The organism is Polyangium spumosum (assembly GCF_009649845.1).
GTDB lineage: Bacteria > Myxococcota_A > Polyangia > Polyangiales > Polyangiaceae > Polyangium > Polyangium spumosum.
This window is the reverse complement of record NZ_WJIE01000003.1, coordinates 359,260-374,183: the sequence shown is the minus strand read 5'-3', so window position 1 is coordinate 374,183 and position 14,924 is coordinate 359,260. Positions and strand designations below refer to the sequence as shown.

Here is a 14,924-nt window from a genome sequence, read left to right as displayed (position 1 = left end):
TCATGCGGCATCTCCCCGCGTGCCGCCGAGCTTTCGACGGATCTTTCCGGCGATCCGCCTCGCCGCGTCGCGCTCCTCGGGGGCGAGCGCGATCCAGAAGAGCCCGAGCGCGAGCGCGCCGAAGACGGGCGGGACGACGACGGCCCGCGCGAGGCCCTCGGGCAACGACCACCAGACGAGGGCCGAGAGCGCGGCCGGCAAGAGCAAGCCGAGGCCCAGCGCGCCGAGGATTTCGCGGGCATAACCGCCGAGCCGGTCGCCGAGCGCGTCGCAGGCGGCGCGCGGGACGAGCCAGGTGGCGAGGGCGAGGTCCGCGAGGAGCGAGGCCGCTGCGACGCCCCGAATGCCGAAGCGCGGGACGAGGAGGACAGACAGGACGAACACGAGAGCCGCGTTCGCCGTGAGCAGGACCGCGAGGCGACCCTGGCGGTTCGTCGCGAGCAGCGCGATGGAACCGACGCCCCAGAAGCCCCAGAGGACGGCCTGCGCGACGAGCATGCCGAGCGTGGGCAGATCGAGCGAGAGTTTCTTCAGCGTCCACGCGGCGTAGACGGGCTCGGCGAGGGGCAAGAAGCCGAGGAGCAAGAGGCCCACGAGGAAGCCCGAGAGCTTGGCCGTGGTGCGATGAGCGCGTACGAGCCGCGAAGGATCCCCGAGGGCGTCGAGCGCGGTGAGCTCGGGCCAGACGACGGTGGTGAACTGGATCGAGACCATGCGGCCCATGTTCGCGATGTTGCGGTGGGTCGCGAAGCGCGAGACCTCCTCGCCGCCGATGACGGACTGCACGACGAGCAGGTTGCCCTGGCTCGAGAGGAAGTCGCCGAGGCCCGCGAGCAAGAAGAGCGCGCCAGGCGCGAGCATCGCGAGGCCCGCCTTGCGATCACCGCCGAGGGGCGTGAGGCGAAACCAGGCGTGTTGCTTGTGCAGGTCGCGGATCACGTACGCGTCGAGCGCGAGGGCCCAGGCGACGCGGGCGAGTGCGACGAGGGGGAAGCGGGCGCCGGCGAGCATGAGCACGGCGGGCAAGGCGAGCTCGACGGCGCGCTTGAGGGCGGTGAGGTACGCGGCGCGGACGAGCTGGCCGGTGGCGCGGTAGGTGCCGCGGACGGCGCCGAGCGGGACGCCGAGGAGGAGCTCGGCGCCGAGCAGCGCGAGCGTGAGGTACGTCTCGACGCGTGTCGCGGTGGTGATGCCGAGCCACGTATCGAGCGGCAGGAGCGCCGTGACGATCGCGGCGAGGATCCAGAGGCCGATCGCGAGCGGGCCCTGGAGGCGGAGCGCGCTGTGCAGGTCGTCGAGGAATCGATCGTGCTCGCCGCGCGCGTGATGGGCGCACATGCGGTTGACGACGTGTGACTGGACGCCGAGGTCGGTCATCGTCAAGAACGCGACGAGGGCCGAGAGCGAGGTCCATTCGCCGTAACGTGCCGGGCCCCAGGCGTGCATGCCGATCGGAACGAGGACGAACTGACCGACGTAGCCGACGATCGCGACGACGCTCATGGCGGCGGCGCCGCGCAGGACTCGCTCGGCCATGCCGGGCGCGCCGAGTCGCTCGGCCCCGGCCGCGCTCATGCGGCGCCTTCGCGGAAGGCTCGGGGGTGGAGCTCGGCGAGCGCGTCCCAGATACGCGCGCCGAAGTGGTCTTCGGTGAAGGAGGCGAGGACACGCGCGCGCGCCGCGCGGCCGAGGCGATCCCGGAGAGGCGCGTCGGTGAAGAGCTGGAGGATGGCGCGGGCGAGCCCCTCCTGATCGCCGTAACGCACGGAGAGGCCGGTCTCGCCGTGCACGATGACCTCACGCGCGGCGTCGTCGAGCGAGCCGATGCAAGGGACGCCCGCGGCCATGGCTTCGAGGTAGACGAGGCCAAACCCCTCGCCGCGGCTCGGCATGGCGAAGACGGTCGTGCGCTGGTAGAGGGCGCGCAGCTCCTCGTCGGGGATGCGGCCCCAGAAGCGGACGGCGCCGCTCTCGAGCAGGCCGAGGCGCCTGGCCTGGGCTTCGTAGTCGGGGCGCGCGGCGCCGTCGCCGACGATGTCGAGGCGCGCGCCGGGACACTGGCGGCGGACCTGGGGCCAGATCGAGATCAGCTCGGCGTGGCCCTTGTAGCGCTCCTCGGGGTGGATGCGGCCGACGATCAGCGCAGACAGCGCAGGCGCATCTCCGCCCCTCTCCCCTTCGCCCCTCTCCCGCGAGGGAGAGGGGTTGGGGGTGAGGGAATCGCTCACGGGGGTGAGGGAATCCCGATCCCTCGAAAGCCCGAGCCAGCAAACCCGACTCGGCGTGCCCCGAAACGCAGGGTTCCACTCGTGAAACCGATCGAGCGTGAAGCCACTGTTGCTGATCAAAAGGTTGGAGCCCCAAAGACCGACGCGCTGACGCACGGGCAAGGGGCGCCAGCACTCGACGCCGTGGAGGAACTGCACGATCGGCGCATGCCTGGGACGCAGCAAGCGCGCGACGGGGCCGAGGCCGATGTGGGTCGTGAAGACGAGGTCGGCGTTCGAGCGCTCGCGCGCGGCGGCGGCGAGCATGCCGAGCCGCGATCCGCCGAAGGAGCGGAAGCGCTGCGGGGCGCGCTTCAGGCCGACCTCACGCGCGACGTCGCGCCCGTCGTGATGTGCGTCGTGCAGGGCCCAGACGTCGAAGTCGAGAGGGACGCGGCGCTCCGCGGCGATACGCTCGAGCTGGCGCAGGATCTGGCGGCTCACGGTGGGGATGCCGCCGTGGGGCGCGTCGACGAGGTCGGGGCAGAGCAGCGCGAGCTTCATGAGCGCGAGGCGACAGCGCGGGCCGCGCGGACGAAGCCCTCGGCGGTGTGGGGGATGTCCCAGCCCGCGATGCGGCGCAGCGAGGCCCTCCCGCGCGAGGCGCGGGCCTCGTGGCTGCCGAGCGCCTCGTCGAGGACGCGGGCGAGCGCGGGGACGCTGCCCGCGGGGAAGACCCAGCCATTGTCGGGGCCGACGAGGTCGGGGACGGCGCCGACCTGATCGGAGGCGACGATGGGCAGGCCGAGGTTCATGGCCTCGTTGACGGCGAGGCCCCAGGGCTCGAAGCGCGAGGGCAAGACGAAGACGTCGCCCATGGCATACGCAGCCGGCATTCGCTTCTGGTTGACGAAGCCGACGAAATGCACGCGGGCGGAGAGGGATTTCGCGAGGGATTCGAGCTCGCCGCGCAGCGGGCCGTCGCCGACGAGGACGAGGTGGGTATTCGGGCGCGGGCGCGCGGCGAAGGCGCGGATGAGGTCGGCGCAGCCCTTCACGGGGATGAGCTTGGCGGCGTAATTGACGACGAGGTCACCCTCGGGGATGCCGAGCTCTTTGCGGAAGGCGCGGGCCTCTTCCTCGACGGATCCGGCCTGGGACTGGAAAAACGAGTTGTCGACGGTGTAGGGCGCGATGAAGACGCGCTCCTTCGGGACGCCGTAGTGCTCGAAATACCGGGCGGAGAGGGTGCCGATGGCGAGGGCGCCGCCGAGGCCGCGGAAGATCGCGGGCAAGGCGAGGCGCTTGGCGAGCTCGACGTGCGGCGGGCGCTCGGCGAGCAGGTTGGATTCGCCGCGGAGCAGGACGGGGATGCCCTTCCTGCGCGCCCGGACCATGACGTCATTTTCGGTCGCGTGGGCATAACCGTGGACGATGAGGACGTCGGGGCGGAAGGCCTCCATCCGCGAGAAGGCGCCGGGGTTGACGAGGCCGAAGAAATGGTCGGTGCCGGGGCGCTTCGAGACGTTCGGCACGAATTCGTGGTCGTACCCTTCGAGGAGCGGGACGTCCCAGCGGATGGCCTTGCCGAACCCGGGGTCGCGGGTCTCCTTGACGCCGAAGTCCCAGCAGAAGAAGAGCTTGATGGCGACGTCCGCGCGGGCGGCGAGGGCGCGGTAGAGCGGCGCCTGGTACTGGATCGGGTGCGTCGCGAGGATGGCGATCCGGACCATGTCGGAGCCTATCGTCCTTTCGATGCGCGCTCGGCGAGCCGGGCCTGGAAATCGGCGACGGTGGCGCGTAGGCCCTCGCGGAGGCCGATCTGCGGCGAGAAGCCGAGCAGCTCGCGGGCGCGGCTGATGTCGGGCTTGCGCTGGCGCGGGTCGTCGGCGGGCAGGGGCTGGTGGATGATCTCGAGGTCCGAGCCGACGATACGGAGGACCTCCTCGGCGAGATCGCGAATGGTGAACTCTTCGGGGTTGCCGAGGTTCACCGGGCCCTCGATCGGCTCCGGCCGGGCGAGAGAGAGGATCCCTTCGAGCAGGTCCTTCACGAAGCAGAAGGAGCGGGTTTGCCGGCCGTCGCCGAAGAGGGTGAGGGGCGAGCCGCGGAGCGCCTGGACGATGAAATTGGAGACGACGCGGCCGTCGTCGAAGGCCATGCGCGGGCCGTACGTATTGAAGATGCGGGCGATGCGGACGTCGACGCCCCAGGCGCGGCGGGCGTCATTGAGGAGCGTCTCGGCGCAGCGTTTTCCTTCGTCGTAGCAGGAGCGGTCGCCGATGGGATTGACGTTGCCCCAGTACGACTCGGGCTGCGGGTGGACCGTGGGGTCGCCGTAGACCTCGGAGGTCGAGGCGTGGACGATGGTGCAGCGGCGGCCGCGGGCCATCTCGACGAGGCGGAGGGCGCCCATGACGCTCGTGGTGAGCGTGGCGTACGGATCGCTCTGGTAATGAATGGGCGAGGCGGGGCAGGCGAAGTTGAAGACGAGCTCGGCGTAGACGTGGATCGGCTCGCGGACGTCGCCCATCTGGAAGTGGAAATGCGGGTCGCGGCCGGCGCGCTCGAGGTTGCCGAGGTCGCCGGTCATGAGGTTGTCGATGCCGACGACCTCGTAGCCCTCGTCGAGCAATCGATCGACGAGGTGCGAGCCGAGGAAACCCGCGGCGCCCGTGACGAGCGCGGTCTTGCGTGCAGCGCCGAGTCCCATGTCAGCAGCGTCCTCCGTCCTGTCGTTTCGTCATCCCCGCGCCCGCTTTTCCCGCGCCGCGAGCTCGAGGTCCGCGTCGACCATGCGCCGCACGAGCTCGGGAAACGTGACCTTCGGCGCCCAGCCGAGTTTCTCCTTCGCCTTCGTGGGATCGGCGAGCAGGACGTCGACCTCGGCGGGTCGGAAGTATTTCGGATCGATCCGCACGTATTCTTGCCAGTCGAGGCCCGCGTGGCCAAAGGCGAGCTCCAGGAACTCGCGGACGGAGTGGGTCTCGCCGGTGCCGATGACGTAATCGTCGGCCTGGTCCTGCTGGAGCATGCGCCACATGGCGTCGACGTAATCCTCGGCGTGCCCCCAGTCGCGGCGCGCGTCGAGGTTGCCGAGCCACACCTCGCGCTGGAGGCCGTGCTTGATGCGGCCGACGGCGCGGGTGATCTTGCGCGTGACGAACGTCTCGCCGCGGCGCTCGCTCTCGTGGTTGAAGAGGATGCCGTTCGAGATGTGCATGCCATACGCCTCGCGGTAGTTCTGCGCGACGTAAAACGCATACGCCTTGGCCGCGGCGTAGGGGCTGCGCGGGTGGAAAGGCGTGGTCTCGCGCTGGGGGATCTCGAAGGCCTTGCCGTAGAGCTCGCTGCTGCTCGCCTGGTAAAACCGCGCGGAGACGCGCATCTTGCGCATGGCCTCGAGGAGGCGAATCGCGCCGAGGGCCGTGACCTCGGCGGTGTACTCGGGGATGTCGAAGGAGACGCGGACGTGGCTCTGGGCGCCGAGGTTGTAGATCTCGGCAGGCTGGACGTCGGCGAGGATGGACTGGAGGGACGAGGCGTCGTTGAGGTCGCCGTGGTGCAAGAAGAGGCGGACGCCGCGCTCGTGGGGATCGCGGTAGAGGTGGTCGATGCGCTCGGTGTTGAAGGAGCTCGAGCGGCGAATGACGCCGTGGACCTCGTAGCCCTTCGCGAGCAGGAGCTCGGCGAGGTAGGAGCCGTCCTGGCCCGTGATGCCGGTGATGAGCGCGCGTTTCATGGGGTTCGAGGGAGCATCCGGCGACCGACCCGGGGGGCGGACCCTAGCATCGGGGGTGGGGGGCGCCAAGACGGACGCCGGGCTCGCGGAGGGCTTGGTTGCGCGGGGAGCGGGAACGTTCGAACCTGGCAGGCGACGTGGCCCCGTCAGCTCTCGTCCCCGGTTTTCCAGTACTCCTCGTGCTGCTTGAAGGAACGCTGCACGATCTCCTGCTGCTTCTTGCCCGTCGGTTCGAGCGGCGCGTAGCGGAGGGTCAGCTTGCCGTCGGTGTTGGTATTGCGGACCGAGATGACGCCCTTCGGCTCGAGCGGCAACAGGGTCTCGATCCCCGGCTTCTCGAAGAAGATGACGTTGTCGCCCTTCTCCATGGGCGAGAGCCGCGCGCTCTGGACGGTGAGCCCCTCGAAGAGATCCTCGACGCGCCTGGACTTGCTCCACTTGGCGCGGTTCGCGAGCGCGATCGCGGTGGCGATGGAGCGTCCGCCCGCGTAATCGTGCGGGTCGAGCACGAGGCTCTCGAGCCCCTCGAGACCGAAGCGCTTCAGCGTCGCGTACTCGCTCGCGCGCTCGAGCAGGGCCCTGACGTCGACCATCTTGACGGGCCGGATCGTCTCGACGTGCATGACGAGGTCCTTCATGAACGCGAGGGGTTCGAGCACGACGTGGCCGTTCTTCGTGAGCACGGGGAGCGAGCCGTATCCCTTGATCTGCGTGGGGTCCTGGTGGACCGCGTAATGAATCTTCTCGGCGCTCACCGCCTCGGCCTCGCCCCAGTACGACGCCGCGACCCCGTCGTTCACGTCGTGGAGGAACGTGCCGCTCCACCGATTCGTATCCTTGAGCTTGTTGTGGAGCGAGAGCTTGATGATCTGGTCGCGCGTCAGGATGTAATTCGGCTGCGTGACGCGGACGAGCGGCTTCTTGGCTGGCAGCCAGAGCACCGGCACGCCGCCTTTTTTCGCGAGGTCACTGACGACGTCGAGCAGGTTGTTGTGCAGGGCGACGTTCAGGATCTTCTTGCTGTGGTTCTTGAGGGTGTGGGTCAGCGGGGTCATGGGCGGGCTCCTGGAGGCGGGATGGGACGTATCTTGCCATCACCGAGCGATCGGATTCCAGGATTCTGTTCGCGGGGCGGGGTTCAGGGGGCGGGATACGGGGATTCCGGGGGTGCGGCTGCGGCGGCGGCGGCCGGGATTCCCTCACCCCTGGCCCCTCTCCCGCGGGCGGGAGAGGGTGTTCGGGCGCGGGTCAGGCGGGGTTCGGCGACTGGGCTTCCGTGGCGGGCTCGGCGTTCGTCTCGGCGCGCGCTTGTTTGTTCTTGCGGCGCTGGTTTGCGGCCTTCTTCCCATATCGGGAGCGGTACTCCAGGGTCTTCTGGAATGCTGCCCGCACGGACGGGTCGCTGTGCTGGGCGGTGGCGTCGACGAATCCGCCGATCCGGCTGATGTCGGCCTCGCGCGCGTCCTCGTAGTAGATCTCGCTCTCCGTGAGGACCTCCGCGAGCTTGAGGACATCCTTCTTGAGCGCTCGTATCTCGTCGAGCGTGGCGGTCTTCTCGACGACCTTGTGCCACAGGCTGAGGTGAATGCCGAGGGCCTCGCCGTACTGCGGGATGGCCTTCGAAAGCTCGTCGTACACCTCCGGAAAGCCATCCTTCTCGCGCTGCGCGCCCGCGAGCGTGCCATTGATGAGGTCCACGAGCCTGACGCGAACACCGGAGACGTCGATGGTGCTGGGGCCCGTGTAGGGAGCGAAAATGTCATTCTTCATGAGAACCTCCATGCCCGCACCCTCAAGGAAGGGAGCGGGACGAATTGGGGTGAGGACCGCAAGATAAACAGGAACCGGAGGCTGTCATCGGCGGAATCTTGCTCTGTGGACGGTCACCGAGAAGGCTCGGACGCGGTTGGCGAGGACGAGGGCGCGGTGGGGGAGGGCTCGGACGGGGTTGGCGAGGGCTCGGACGGGGTCGCCGAGGGCTACGACGGGTACTGATCAAACTTGATCAGCCGGTTCGGCGCGACGAACGCGCGGCCCTTCCCGATGAGCCCCATCCGATGTCTGGCGAGGTGAGTACATGTCCTTCCTGAACGCGTGGCGCGGACCGGCATCGTCCGCCCTGGTGTTGGCACGCTTGACCCGCGGATCGCCGTGCCGATCTCCTCGGGCAAACGGCCCTACCTCGGACAATTCATGTCCTAGCACATTGCCGAATAACCACGAATTCCCGACGAATCGTGATAGATTCATCCCATCGAGTGAGCCGCTGAAACGGTCGAGCCGACAACGCGCATGGGGCGCGACGCGGCGCCCGTGGCGGCCCTTGCTGGGGTCTCGCGTCGTGGCGAACGTCCTGCCCATCGAGAAGCGCACCGACGTGGTGAAGCACCTCGTAGAGGGCGCGAGCGTGCGCTCGACGTCGCGGCTCACGGACGTGTCGCTTCCGACGGTCCTCTCGACCCTGCTTCGCATGGGCGCGGGGTGCGACAACCTGCACAACCTGCTCGTGAGGGACCTCGACATCCACGAGATCGAGTGCGACGAGCTGCACGCCTACGTCCAGAAGCGCCAGAAGAACGTGACGCCCGAGGACTCGCCCGAGGTCGGGGAAAGCTACACCTACCTCGCACTCGCCAGGACGAAGAAGCTCCTCGTGTCCTACCGCGTGGGCAAGCGGAACGAAGCGGACACGCAGGCATTCGTGGCCGATCTTCGCGCCCGGCTCGTGACGATCCCGCAGATTTCGACGGACGGATGGCAGCCGTATCAGGCCGCCGTGGGGCAGAGCTTCGCAGGCGCGGTGGACCACGCGGTCATCCAGAAGAACTACACGAGGAAGCCTGGACGGCGCGAGCACGGCTCGGATCGGTTCGACAAATACGCGCCCGAGGACGCGCCCAAATTCATCACGAAGAAGGTGGTGCACGGCGCGCCGAACCTCGACCGGGCCTCTACCTCGCACGTCGAGCGCGCGAACCTCACGGTCCGGATGCACATTCGGCGTTTCATGCGCCGCGGGAACGCGTTCTCAAAGAAGATCGAGAACCACCGCGCCGCCGTGTCGCTGCACGTCATGTGGTACAACTTCTGCCGCGTGCACGAGAGCTTGCGCGTGACGCCGGCCATGGAGGCGGGCATCACGGATCACGTGTGGAGCGTGCAGGAGCTTGTCGAGCGCGCCCTTGCCGCGGAGCCGTGCGCGCCCCCGGAGCCTAAGAAGCTCGTGCCGCCCGCGCCCATCGAAGGGGTGAAGCAGGGTGCCGCCCGCGAGCTCCCCAACGGCAAAGGATGGCTCCGCGCCCTGCCCGGGGGGAAGGGGAAGCCGAGCGACGCTCCGCGGGCGCCTACGCCGCCCACCCCGTCCCCGGCGAGGGTTGGGACTGGGGAGGTCCCGCGCGAGGCGCTACCGCCACGGGGGACGCAGTTGCAGTTGTTCGAGTGGCGTCCGAAGTCGCGAGACGGTGTGCGGTTGCCGCTCTGGGGGGACGAATGAGCGACGACTCCGACTACTCAGGTCCGCAAAGCGGCGTGCGCGCATTCCTTGGTGGGTCGCGAACGTCTCTACCTGACGCGACGACAATGTTGGCTACGATTGCGAAGGAGCGCGAGAATGGCCGATTGCCATATTGGACCGGAAGGACCCCAGCGATTGTGTATCAGGAGGGGGTGCCGCGTGACGAGCAATGGGAGCCATTAATCGACGGCGACGTCTTCGTCGGGTATCGCCGCATCAGGTGACCTTTTGAGCGCGCTTGGCCATATCTTTCAACGTGTTACGAAGAGTGTCCCATATAACGGGGCTGAACTCCGGTTTCATCCGCACTCCTGCAACGTCGATTGAGACGCCTTCGCGCATCGCTTGAGCCTGGAATTGAACCATAATGCGGTATCCGTCACCAACATCGAGCCAGAAGTTGGCCCATGCGCCGCTTCTCTCAACCACAATGTGACGCGTGCCAGGGGCACGTCGGGAACCGACGTGAATCACTTCGTCACGAACATCCATGGGGCCCCAATCATCTGGTGACAGCCCCAGCCGCGCGAAGATCTCCGGCGCGGCATCAACGATGCTTTGGGCATAGTCGACGACGTGTGCTTCGGTGCGCGCTTTGCTCAATTCATCCTTGAAACTCATGCGTACCTCGTGGACGATGCCGTGATACACGCCGATCCCTTGACGTGGGGTCGGTGCCCTGGCATGGTCGCGAGCATCCTTCGCGGGGATGACGGGCGAGCATGACGGGGCGATAGCCACGCGGCTCGCCCTTCTCTTTGGCGGACCGACGAGCCCAGGATGGGCACGCCGTGCCGAACGGACGGCGAACCGCTCGCCCGGCACGGTCATGGAATACAGGCTACAGGCTAGGGGTCAAGAGGCGGGATCAGCGCTTCCGCTTCCGGCTCTTCCACGAGGGGCGTGGAGCCTGCTTCGGGGCGGGAGCCGCGCCGAGCTTGCGGAGGGCGGCGCGGAGCTTCTTCTCGCTCTTGTAGAACGACGTCCGCGGCTGTCCCGCGGCGCGCGCGGCGTCCGCGCCGAGAAGCCCGCGCGCGGCGAGTTCCACGACGTGGGCGACGTTCGGGCTCGACGCCATGACCCGCGCGAGCAGGTCCGCCGCTTCGATCCCCGGCATCGGGTCCGGCGACAGGAGGATCGGCACCGACCGGAGCGAGGACACGGGATCCTCGCGCCCGGAGCCGCGCCGCGAGAGGTTCATGGCGTGGAACCACGCCGTCATGCGAGCGAACCCCCGGAGCGCCGCATCGGGCGGCATCTTCTCCGATCCGCGGACGCGCTCCTCGTGCAACGCGGTCCACGTCGTGATCATCGTCTCCTGCACGACGTCGGGCACGTGGCGCTCTTCCACGCCGATCACGCGGACGTGACGGAGGAGCATCGGGCGCATGGCCTCGATGTCCTCCGCCCCGGCCTCTACGATCGGCGCGCCCCCGCCGGGGGAGGCGCGATACCGGATCACGTCCCGTCCCCTCGGACGAGGGCTTCCACGTCGACGTCGAGCGCGTGCGCGACGCCCGTAGCGAAGTGCAGCGTGCAAGCAAGCTGCCCGCGTAGGAACGCCTGGACGTACATCGGCGCGTAGCCGATCGCGTCGGCCATCTTCCACAACCCGCGCGAGGCGACGACGGGCGCGAGGGCTTTCCGCACGCGTTCCGCCTGCTCGGTCGAGAGGACCGCGGGGAGGCTCTCCGGGGCCTTGTCCTGGTCGTGGGGCTCGGTCATGACGCGCCTCCCTTCCGGCGAGGGGAGGACACGAGAACGAGCGCGGGCGCCTTGCGGGGCGGCGCCTTCCCGGCGAGGGCATCGTCGAGCGACAAGCCCACGGCGCGCGCGATGCTCCGGGCGAGCGCCATGTTGCCGGGGTTCGTGCCGTCGCAGAACGCGAGGACCACGGCGCGCCGGAAGCTCACGAGGTGGGCGACCTTCGTCCACGTCCCGTGTTCGCGGTGAAGGTGGCGCAGGAGCGCGCGGAGGTTCGACCGCTGGATCTCGACCAGACCACCCGGGTAGAGGGGAGCGGCCATCACGACGCGCCTCCCTTCCGACCGCAAAGGGAGCACGCGCCCGCGACGTGGGGACGCCCGGAGAGCACTTGCTCGACCGTGATGCCGCCCGCCCGCGCGAGCAGGACGGCCACGGCGTAGGACGAGCCGCGGACGATGTTGTTGAGGGCGTCCTTCGACACGCCCATCACCGACGCGAGCACGGTGCGACCGCCGTAGGCGCGAGCGATGTTGCGCTCGGCTGCGCGCATGTGGGCGCGCTCGGCTTGGGAGGGGTAGAGGGCGGGGCTCTTCCGACCAGAAGGCGGACGAGTCCCTTGGCCCCGCGGGGCGGGGTGGACTAAACGAAGCATGGGTTGCGACTCCGGCTCTAACGGGGTTGCGGCCAAGTCGCCCCGGGGGTTTGCAGACCCTTCGGGGCGGCGCCTTTTCAGGCCCGCCGAACCTACGCGCCGAAATCGCAGCCCGCTACGGCCGATCGCCGAACTTGATCAGTCGGGGCCGATCTTGATCAGCACCCTACGACGCGGTTGGCGAGGGCTCGGACGGGGTCGCCGAGGGCTACGACGCGGTTGGCGAGGGCTCGGACGGGGTCGCCGAGGGCGCGGACGCGGGTACCGAGGGCTCGGACGGGGTAGAGATCCGCTCGGACGCGGTTGCCGAGGGCTCGGACGCGGTAGAGATCCGCTCGGACGGGTAGTGTCCTAATGGGGGCGAAAGTGTCCTAACGGCGATCGGCGGGTTGATTTCGCGGCTAGGGTTGTCGGGCCCGAAAAGACGCCGCCCCGGAAGGTCTGCCAACCCCCGGGGCGACTTGACGCAACCACGCTTGCACGAGGCCACGCCCATGCATGATCTAGACTGGCCCGGTTCGTACGGCCAAGAGAACGATCCGCCCTGCCCGCCCGATCCCCCCGCCGCGTCCGAGAAGCCGCAGAAGCAGCGCCGCTCGGACGCGCTGAAGCTCTCCCCCGAGGAGGTGAAGGCCGTGCGCGTCGCGGTGCGGAAGCTGCGCCGCGCGTTCGGCAGCTTCAACGCGCTCGCCGCGCGGCTGAACATGCCCGCGAACACCGTGCGGCGCATGGCGAACCCGAACGGCATCCCGCCCACCGGCACCTTCGCGATCCGCCTCGCCGCTGCCGCTGGCGTCGCGGTCGAGGTTCTTCTCGGCGGCAAGCTCGTCGTGACCACGCCCGTCATCGGGAGGGCAGCATGAAGCGCTCCCGCGTGAGGGAACGTGAGCGCCTTCGGGCGCCCGTCGAGACCACCGACCCGGCCGCGCTGGCGGTCTACGCGGGCGCGCTCCGCCCCGTCGTTGCGAGCCTCCGGGCACTGGTCGAGGATGCGACCGCGGCGCCGTCGCAACGCGTCCACGCTCGCGCCTTCCTGCGTCGGGAGATCCTCCGCGGCATCCGGGAGCTTGAAGCCCGGCTCGACGCCGCCTCGCCCCACCCGAACGCGTAGCCGTCCCCACGTGGGTACGCCTTGACCCATGCGGTCAGCCGTGCTCCACTTCCAATCGTTCCGCACATAGACAACAGGCGCCCTGGCAGGCGCCTGTTGGAAGGCCGAAGTCATCGGCCTACGTGTTCCGCACGTCCAGGCATCTTCGCGCACGCGGCGGGGGATGTCAAGGCGCTGCGGTACACGCCCTCCGTGCGGGTCTCGGAGGAAACATGGTCTACATACCGACATTTACGCCCGAGGAACTGCGCGCTAAGGACGCTGCCGAGCAATTGATGGATGCTGCGTTGGAGGCAAGCGGCGGCGCCTCAAACTTCACATTCGGACAAGTGCAGGCAAAAACGCCTGGGCTTACGCAACGGGTTTGGCGCGCGCTAATCAACGCCTACGAAGAGGCTGGTTATCACGTCAAGGTCCAGGGCTCGATCGTTCACGATTACGAGATTGTGTGGCTTAGGTACACCCCTCGGGTGCAAAAGCGGTGATCGCTATGGTCGCTTGTGCGGCCCGTGGATCACGATCCGGCTTCCCGGATGCACCGTGACGAACATGCCGGGCACGCAGTCGATCTCTACCAAGTGACCGCTGCCGAACCGCACCGACACACCCGCCATATCTTCAACGCCAACCAAGGCCAGCGTCTTTGGCGGCAACGGGCTGCCCATCGCCTGATCCGATAATTCCGTGCGCTCGCTCATGGGTTTGATTGTTGCACATCCAGTGCAACATGTCTATCCATCCGGGAAGAGCGAAAGCTGCCCCTTCGGGCGCCACGCGAGCAGGTTGCCTTGCCCCTTCTCATCGAACAGGGGTTCCACGGGCGCCGCCACGACCGGAGCCGGTGCCACGGGGGAAGGCGTAGGGGCCGGAGACGCACCCTTCCCACCGCCCACGACGCGGAGGAAGCCTCGCCCATTAGGCAGCTCCCGCGCCGTCGTCTCTGGCGCGCGCGGCGCGAGCGGCTGCTTCTCCGGCCCCTCGCACGGTCCCGCGGTCATCAGCACAGCATCAAGCTCCGCCAAGCTCCACACGGAATCGGCGATCCCGAGCTGCATCGCAGGCGTCACGCGGAGCGTCTTCACGACGTGGCAGAAGTTGTAGTGGACGTACCCCAGGGCGACGGCGGCGCGATGGCTCGGAAGGCGCTTGCTGAACGCCTGGCAGAGTCGGCGCATGCGGCCGACATGGTGCCGCATCGTTCCGTTGTTGCGCTCGATGTACGCCGTGCTCGCCGCGTCCAGGTTCGGCGCGCCGAAGATCGTCTTCTTCGTGATGAAAGGATCGCGCGGGGGCTCGTAGCGGTGATCGTCGCGACGCGGGCGCTTGCTGCCGTAGTTCTTCACGGTCATCGCGTAGTCAATGCCCGGACCGAACGCCGCGCCGATCGCGCCCACGTACGGCGCGAAGCCGTCCGAGGTCATGGCGGGCATCACGACGAGCCGCGCGCGGACGTCGTTCATGAAGGCGCGGGCGCTCTCCTCGTTCCGCTTCCCCACGTACCAACCGAGGACGAAGCGGCTCGTCGCGTCCAGGGCCGTGAACGTGTACGCCTCGCCGACGTCGGGCCCGTCCTCCTCGGTCACCCGGGCCTGCTTCTTCTGGACGAAGCTCCACACCTCATCCACCTGGATCAGGGAGCACGAGAGGCCCCGGGCAACGCGGTTGTGGAGGTTCTGCGCGCCATCTCCCCAGGCGAGGCCAAGCCTCATGACCGTATCGCGGTGCACACCGGTCATCCGCTCGACCGCTCGGATGCTGTTGCCGTCGCAAAGGGCCGCGAGAACGGCGAGCCGCTTCTCGGGCGCTAAAGGCGCTCCCATGGTCCCCTCATCCCGCCCCGGCGTCGCGTCGCTGCGACCCATCGGGGCATCAAGTGATGAGGTGATTCTATCAGGAATCGCCGTGGTTTCTACGATTCTCGCGAGCGGATAGGACACTAATTGTCCTATCCATGCTGGTTCGTCCTGGTACACAATGGCAAGATTCATCGA

General features: G+C 68.3%; 18 protein-coding genes. 4 read left to right on the top strand and 14 right to left on the bottom strand.

What is annotated here, in order from left to right; translation table 11 throughout:
- The 7 genes from GF068_RS11560 to GF068_RS11530 all read right to left on the bottom strand — a co-directional run bounded on the left by GF068_RS11560 (nucleotide 1) and on the right by GF068_RS11530 (nucleotide 7,719).
- Nucleotides 1-1,575 (bottom strand): lipopolysaccharide biosynthesis protein, encoded by a 1,575-nt coding sequence (locus GF068_RS11560; protein ID WP_153819422.1) that lies wholly within the window; start codon nucleotides 1,573-1,575, stop codon nucleotides 1-3.
- Nucleotides 1,572-2,771 carry a glycosyltransferase family 4 protein gene (locus tag GF068_RS11555; protein ID WP_153819421.1) on the bottom strand — a complete coding sequence of 400 codons (1,200 nt, stop codon included), beginning with the start codon at nucleotides 2,769-2,771 and terminating at the stop codon, nucleotides 1,572-1,574. The genes GF068_RS11560 and GF068_RS11555 overlap by 4 nt, the downstream gene beginning before the upstream one ends.
- Complete coding sequence (locus tag GF068_RS11550) at nucleotides 2,768-3,940, bottom strand: glycosyltransferase family 4 protein (protein ID WP_153819420.1); 1,173 nt, start codon at nucleotides 3,938-3,940, stop codon at nucleotides 2,768-2,770. Before GF068_RS11550 ends, GF068_RS11555 begins: the two co-directional genes overlap by 4 nt.
- Before the next feature lie 8 nt (nucleotides 3,941-3,948).
- On the bottom strand, nucleotides 3,949-4,920 hold the full coding sequence (locus GF068_RS11545) for a UDP-glucuronic acid decarboxylase family protein (RefSeq protein ID WP_153819419.1): 972 nt from the start codon (nucleotides 4,918-4,920) through the stop codon (nucleotides 3,949-3,951).
- A gap of 30 nt (nucleotides 4,921-4,950) precedes the next feature.
- On the bottom strand, nucleotides 4,951-5,949 hold the full coding sequence (gene gmd / locus GF068_RS11540; protein WP_153819418.1) for a GDP-mannose 4,6-dehydratase: 999 nt from the start codon (nucleotides 5,947-5,949) through the stop codon (nucleotides 4,951-4,953).
- A gap of 146 nt (nucleotides 5,950-6,095) precedes the next feature.
- Nucleotides 6,096-7,004: a hypothetical protein gene (locus GF068_RS11535; protein ID WP_153819417.1), complete on the bottom strand. Its 909-nt coding sequence runs from the start codon at nucleotides 7,002-7,004 to the stop codon at nucleotides 6,096-6,098.
- A gap of 193 nt (nucleotides 7,005-7,197) precedes the next feature.
- Entirely contained in the window at nucleotides 7,198-7,719 is a 522-nt protein-coding gene (locus tag GF068_RS11530; protein WP_153819416.1) for a hypothetical protein, read from the bottom strand.
- 571 nt (nucleotides 7,720-8,290) lie between these two features.
- Here GF068_RS11530 and GF068_RS11525 point away from each other — a divergent pair.
- Entirely contained in the window at nucleotides 8,291-9,442 is a 1,152-nt protein-coding gene (locus tag GF068_RS11525) for an IS1 family transposase (protein WP_338046328.1), read from the top strand.
- Nucleotides 9,443-9,679: 237 nt separating this feature from the next.
- Here the strand turns inward: GF068_RS11525 and GF068_RS11520 are convergent, their stop codons facing one another.
- From GF068_RS11520 to GF068_RS11500, 5 genes are read right to left on the bottom strand one after another with little or no spacing between them, the layout of a single operon-like run.
- On the bottom strand, nucleotides 9,680-10,294 hold the full coding sequence (locus GF068_RS11520; RefSeq protein ID WP_153819415.1) for a hypothetical protein: 615 nt from the start codon (nucleotides 10,292-10,294) through the stop codon (nucleotides 9,680-9,682).
- Between the two features lie 37 nt (nucleotides 10,295-10,331).
- Nucleotides 10,332-10,925 (bottom strand): sigma-70 RNA polymerase sigma factor region 4 domain-containing protein, encoded by a 594-nt coding sequence (locus tag GF068_RS11515; protein WP_153819414.1) that lies wholly within the window; start codon nucleotides 10,923-10,925, stop codon nucleotides 10,332-10,334.
- Nucleotides 10,922-11,188 carry a hypothetical protein gene (locus GF068_RS11510; RefSeq protein WP_153819413.1) on the bottom strand — a complete coding sequence of 89 codons (267 nt, stop codon included), beginning with the start codon at nucleotides 11,186-11,188 and terminating at the stop codon, nucleotides 10,922-10,924. Before GF068_RS11510 ends, GF068_RS11515 begins: the two co-directional genes overlap by 4 nt.
- Nucleotides 11,185-11,493, bottom strand: a complete 309-nt coding sequence (locus GF068_RS11505; protein WP_153819412.1) for a hypothetical protein — start codon at nucleotides 11,491-11,493, stop codon at nucleotides 11,185-11,187. The genes GF068_RS11510 and GF068_RS11505 overlap by 4 nt, the downstream gene beginning before the upstream one ends.
- Nucleotides 11,490-11,720 carry a hypothetical protein gene (locus tag GF068_RS11500; protein WP_153819411.1) on the bottom strand — a complete coding sequence of 77 codons (231 nt, stop codon included), beginning with the start codon at nucleotides 11,718-11,720 and terminating at the stop codon, nucleotides 11,490-11,492. The genes GF068_RS11505 and GF068_RS11500 overlap by 4 nt, the downstream gene beginning before the upstream one ends.
- Nucleotides 11,721-12,316: 596 nt before the next feature.
- Between GF068_RS11500 and GF068_RS11495 the strand changes: the two genes are divergently transcribed.
- The 3 genes from GF068_RS11495 to GF068_RS11485 all read left to right on the top strand — a co-directional run bounded on the left by GF068_RS11495 (nucleotide 12,317) and on the right by GF068_RS11485 (nucleotide 13,418).
- On the top strand, nucleotides 12,317-12,685 hold the full coding sequence (locus tag GF068_RS11495) for a hypothetical protein (protein ID WP_153819410.1): 369 nt from the start codon (nucleotides 12,317-12,319) through the stop codon (nucleotides 12,683-12,685).
- Nucleotides 12,682-12,933 (top strand): hypothetical protein, encoded by a 252-nt coding sequence (locus GF068_RS11490; protein WP_153819409.1) that lies wholly within the window; start codon nucleotides 12,682-12,684, stop codon nucleotides 12,931-12,933. The genes GF068_RS11495 and GF068_RS11490 overlap by 4 nt, the downstream gene beginning before the upstream one ends.
- A 212-nt stretch (nucleotides 12,934-13,145) precedes the next feature.
- Nucleotides 13,146-13,418 carry a hypothetical protein gene (locus GF068_RS11485; protein WP_153819408.1) on the top strand — a complete coding sequence of 91 codons (273 nt, stop codon included), beginning with the start codon at nucleotides 13,146-13,148 and terminating at the stop codon, nucleotides 13,416-13,418.
- A 3-nt stretch (nucleotides 13,419-13,421) separates the two neighbouring features.
- Here GF068_RS11485 and GF068_RS11480 read toward each other — a convergent pair whose 3' ends face one another.
- Both GF068_RS11480 and GF068_RS11475 read right to left on the bottom strand, forming a co-directional pair.
- Entirely contained in the window at nucleotides 13,422-13,631 is a 210-nt protein-coding gene (locus GF068_RS11480) for a hypothetical protein (protein WP_153819407.1), read from the bottom strand.
- A gap of 33 nt (nucleotides 13,632-13,664) precedes the next feature.
- Entirely contained in the window at nucleotides 13,665-14,753 is a 1,089-nt protein-coding gene (locus GF068_RS11475; protein ID WP_153819840.1) for a transposase, read from the bottom strand.
- Nucleotides 14,754-14,924 lie beyond the last annotated feature (171 nt).